This is a genomic window from Holospora curviuscula (assembly GCF_002930195.1).
GTDB classification, from domain to species: Bacteria; Pseudomonadota; Alphaproteobacteria; order Holosporales; family Holosporaceae; genus Holospora; species Holospora curviuscula.
On record NZ_PHHC01000091.1, the window covers coordinates 1 to 4,381 of the forward strand.

The following is a 4,381-nucleotide window of genomic DNA, read 5'->3' on the forward strand; positions in this document are numbered from 1 at the left end:
TTTAGCATGTTAAAATTATTCAATATTCTCTTCCTGAGCCCAAACTTTTTAGGGAGAGCCCTCCAAAACAGCCGTTTTTTTGATATAAACTCTGTCTTTCTATACCAGCCTAGCATCTTTAGGCCTCCGCCTTTCGTGCTTTTCCTTGCGCTTGTTGATTCCTTCTTCTCTGATTTTCCACGCTTGATTTTTTAGATCACTTGTATAGCTTTTTGACATCTCTCACCTTTCTTTGATATCAATCCTATACTTTATTCCTGCTGTTTCAATTTTTTACGTGACTGGTTCTTAATATTAGATTTATTGCATAACTAATAATTATGCTAACTCCATATTGTAGATAGCAGAAATTAGATTAAATCTGAAGCCGAATCTTTTTCGTCTGTTTCTGTATTTTTGAGATATAATTTTAAATTATTTAAGTATAACGACGATATTTTAATTTGCTACTCTTTTGCTATCAAATTTCTAGTTTTTCTTCTGATCCGCTTTTATTAAAAGGTTTTTTTAGCATTCCTCTTTGAAAATTCAGATTTTTTATGCAACTTTTCTATGTGTTAATATCCAGTATCCATAATATAGTAAATTAGCTTAAAAATGAGATTACATGTGTTATATCTGTTAAAAAATGACAAAAAGACGATACAGACTGTACTTAAATAAAAGAGTAATAGAATAGATAAACTTAATTAATGATCAAAAGAGGAGCGTAAAAATGATTAAAAGTAGCGTAAGTACAGGATGGATACGGTACAAAAAAGAAAAAGTAATTAAGCCTCAAGTACGATTAGGCAGAAAAGAAAAAATAGATCCAAATCAGCTCAAAATATAGGTTGAAAATAACGAAGACAAAATATGAGCAGAGCTATTTTACACAAACATTGCCTTTATCTATAAAAAGCTTAAAAAGTTAGGCTTTAGCGATAAAAAACTTTTACCTCTGGGCAGACTTGTGAAGAAACAAATATCACGCAACACTCAAATAGTTGGCTGAAGGCTAGTGTTTTTACCGCCATATTCACCCGACTGCTACCCATTGAAAATTTTCGGCTACTATGAAACGATGAATTAAATGTAACATTACTCAATATACTAAATTATTATAAGGCCTTACTTTTATTTCTTTCAAATCCCATTTTCAAACTAAATTACTATATCAAGAAGAGTTAAACCAAAACACTTTAAAGCCTCAGAAATAACTCGTTGGACGCCAAGTTATTTCCAATCATAGTTTCGACAACACCAAAACTTTGAAAGTTACGCTTTATCGTTAGAGCATTAAGCGAAACCTAAGAGCTTACTTACGCAGTAGCTCTATTCCGTGATCCTCATAAAATTGTTGGAAAGTTTTTGAAATTAGATTCTGAAAATTTAATATAATTATCTGAAAACCTCCTGACTTAGAGCACTTTATTAACTAGAATAAGAGTATCTAAAATAAACAGAAACACAGCATGTCTCAAGATATACCCAAAATGTTGACCTTGTATCAACCTTCTCCTAATACCTTATTTCAGGCATTGGCTTTAGATCGTTGTATTGTACCGGTGTGTATAGATCTAGATTTTACCCTACTGAAGAGTAGCTCTTTACAATTTTTTTTCCCTCAAGCATTTTTAGGAATACCAAAATTTTTGTGGACTCAGCGATGGCACTGGTCCACTTTTAAAGTATGGGTCAGTAAGAATTATCCATTAGATCCTGAACAATTACCTTACCGACCTTTTTTAGTAAATTTTCTAAAATTCTGTCAAAAAATGGAAGTCCCTTTAGTACTGGCAACAGGAGCAGCCTACCCCACCGCTGAGGCTATTGGAACGTATTTAGGATGTTTTAATTCCATTATAAGCAGCACAGACGGACTTCATTGTGTTGGGAAATACAAGGCAAAAGCTCTGGTGAATCTTTATGGCCAGGGAAATTTTCATTATTTTGGAGATAGCACTAAAGATCTTTTCATCTGGAAGAATGCTCGTAGAGCTGTAGCAGTCAATCCTTCTGAGGCCTTATCTCGCACTATCCACAAAGTATGTGTTGGAAAACCTTGTATGTTCCTGTATGATGGACCTAGATAATGATAAGATCATAATTAAGGTAGGGTCTTCAAATTCATGATTGTTTCTCAAACTGTTTCAGAACTAGGCGCGTCTGCTACTCTTCAGATGTCTAAAAAAGCTAAGGCATTAGAAGCGCAAGGACACAAAATTTTTGACTTTAGCGTGGGAGAACCAGATCTGTCACCTCCCCAAGTTCTTTTTGACGGTGTGATGGAGGCCATAAAAGAAAAACAACACCTGTATACACCAGTCTCTGGAACACTGGCTATAAAAAAAAGTATTTTACACTATACACAACATCATCAAAACTTGTCGGGCTGGGATGTACCACAGGTCTGTGTTTCAACCGGTGCTAAGCAGGTTATTTATAATGCATTAATGGCTAGTTTAGAGCCTGGGGATGAAGTCATTATTCCGAGCCCTTATTGGGTTTCTTATCCCGCAATTGTTAAACTGTCAGGAGCTCGATGGGTTCCCGTTTCTTGCAATGAGCACAATGGATTTAAATTAACACCAGAGGCGTTGCAGGCGGCGATTACGCCTAACACCAAATGGCTCGTTTTGAATTCTCCCAATAATCCTACAGGCACAGTATATGATACAGACACGTTGTATCGTCTCGCAGAGGTGTTGAAGAAATTTCCTAAAATCTTTATCTTGTCTGATGACATCTATGAAGCGTTGTGTTATACCCATAGACCGTGTCCTCATATATTACACGTATGCCCAGAGCTTCAGTCTAGAGTATTGGTGGTAAATGGTATTTCGAAATCTTTAGCGGCAACAGGATGGAGATTGGGCTGGGGAATCGCTCCACAATCCCTTTTGGAAGGTATAGAAAAAATTCAGTCTCACAGCACCTCGGGTCCTTGTTGCTTGGTTCAACACGCTGTTGCACAAACTTTAAACACACCCCAGTTGGAAGCCTACATCTTAGAAAATCATGGTATATTTACATCACGAAGGCATTGCCTAGTCAAGGCTTTACAGCGACTTCCTGGTATGGATACCCTGGTAACTCCAATGGGTGCTTTTTATGTATTTGCTTCTTGTAGAGGAATACTGCATCATCCCACCATTCGTGCGTTAGGTTGGCGGACAGATAGAGAACTGGCGGACGGTTTATTAACCCACGCCCATGTATGTAGTGTACCCGGATCAGAATTTGGACAGGAAGGGTATTTACGCTTTTCTTATGCGGTACCTCCTAAACTTATAGAGGAGGGAGTAGAACGATTAATTCACTTTTTAACAACACCCTCTAAAATCTCTGAATAAGAAAGATATCCTCACAAGATAGAGTGATGGATTGCACTGAATGAATCCTAATGGATAACTTTCTGAAAAAAGTGGTATCTGCCTTAAAAAAGATAAACGCCCACAAATCTGTGTAAATTTTTGATCTAAATATTTTTGTTTGTACAGCGCCACTAAACGCAACACGAATAATACTTTTATATTGCGTATTCTTTTACAGTGAATACAGATTTTTTAAGCGTTTATCTTACTGAATATTTTAGGACTATTATGCTCATGGACACGAGTATACATCGAAAGACTTACACTCCTTTGCAAACATTGAGCATGTTTACTTCTCTTCTTATTGTCCTGAGTTTAATCCAAAGTTTTTTTAGTATATAGTCAACTAACTATAGAACGGTTATACTAGAAAAAAAGAGAAGATATTTAAAACTGTCGTATTCGGGGGATTTTTTTCGTAAAGAGTGAGCTATGAGGAATCGGGTAGACATTTTGGAATGGGTCAGCAGACGATAAGTAGAGTACGCGTTTAGAACCGAAATTTGTTCCCTATAAGCCAGCCCGCACAAGGGACATGGACTGTTTAGAACACGATATCACAATATATCCTGATGCCCATCAGCCAGAGCGCTTTGGGGGTAGCGCTGTTGGCGTTTTGAAAGCCCTGAGACGTCTTGATGTTCGCGATAAAAAAACCTTAAATCATCCAAAAGTAGATCCAGAAAAAAGATCTGTATTGTACCAAAAGCATGATGAATTAAACAGAAAAGTTAATGAACGTGGAATTGTCCATGATATGTCAAAAACTCACGGAGATTCTGTAAAAGGGTAGCGTTGTTACGGAAAACAGCATTGGGGTGCCAAAAATAGAATAAAATGTATAGAACAAATGCTCTAGGCGCTTTCATGGGCTCTACTTTAGGAGCAATTGAATTTACTTACGGATTCTGTAGAGGTATTGCTTTGTTGGGTAGAGGAAATGTTCCTAACGAATATCCCAGAAAACCGTGGTAGTGTCATAGATAATTCTGCTTTCCATCAAGGTAAACCTATGCAGAAAATGA

The 4,381-nt window shown here is 36.8% G+C and carries 3 protein-coding genes and 1 pseudogene; 3 read left to right on the forward strand and 1 reads right to left on the reverse strand.

The genetic code is table 11. From position 1 onward, the window contains the following. Positions 1-318: 318 nt before the first annotated feature. A pseudogene (locus HCUR_RS09575) lies at positions 319-414 on the reverse strand (IS5/IS1182 family transposase); the annotation flags it as partial. A gap of 1,040 nt (positions 415-1,454) precedes the next feature. On the opposite strand from HCUR_RS09575, the gene HCUR_RS04545 reads away from it, so the two are divergent. The 3 genes from HCUR_RS04545 to HCUR_RS04555 all read left to right on the forward strand — a co-directional run bounded on the left by HCUR_RS04545 (position 1,455) and on the right by HCUR_RS04555 (position 4,149). Continuing rightward, complete coding sequence (locus HCUR_RS04545; RefSeq protein ID WP_104206955.1) at positions 1,455-2,075, forward strand: hypothetical protein; 621 nt, start codon at positions 1,455-1,457, stop codon at positions 2,073-2,075. 36 nt (positions 2,076-2,111) lie between these two features. Next, positions 2,112-3,335: a pyridoxal phosphate-dependent aminotransferase gene (locus tag HCUR_RS04550; RefSeq protein WP_104206956.1), complete on the forward strand. Its 1,224-nt coding sequence runs from the start codon at positions 2,112-2,114 to the stop codon at positions 3,333-3,335. Between the two features lie 556 nt (positions 3,336-3,891). Further along, positions 3,892-4,149, forward strand: coding sequence for a hypothetical protein (locus HCUR_RS04555; RefSeq protein ID WP_104206957.1), 258 nt, complete (start codon positions 3,892-3,894; stop codon positions 4,147-4,149). The last annotated feature ends 232 nt before the right edge of the window (positions 4,150-4,381 follow it).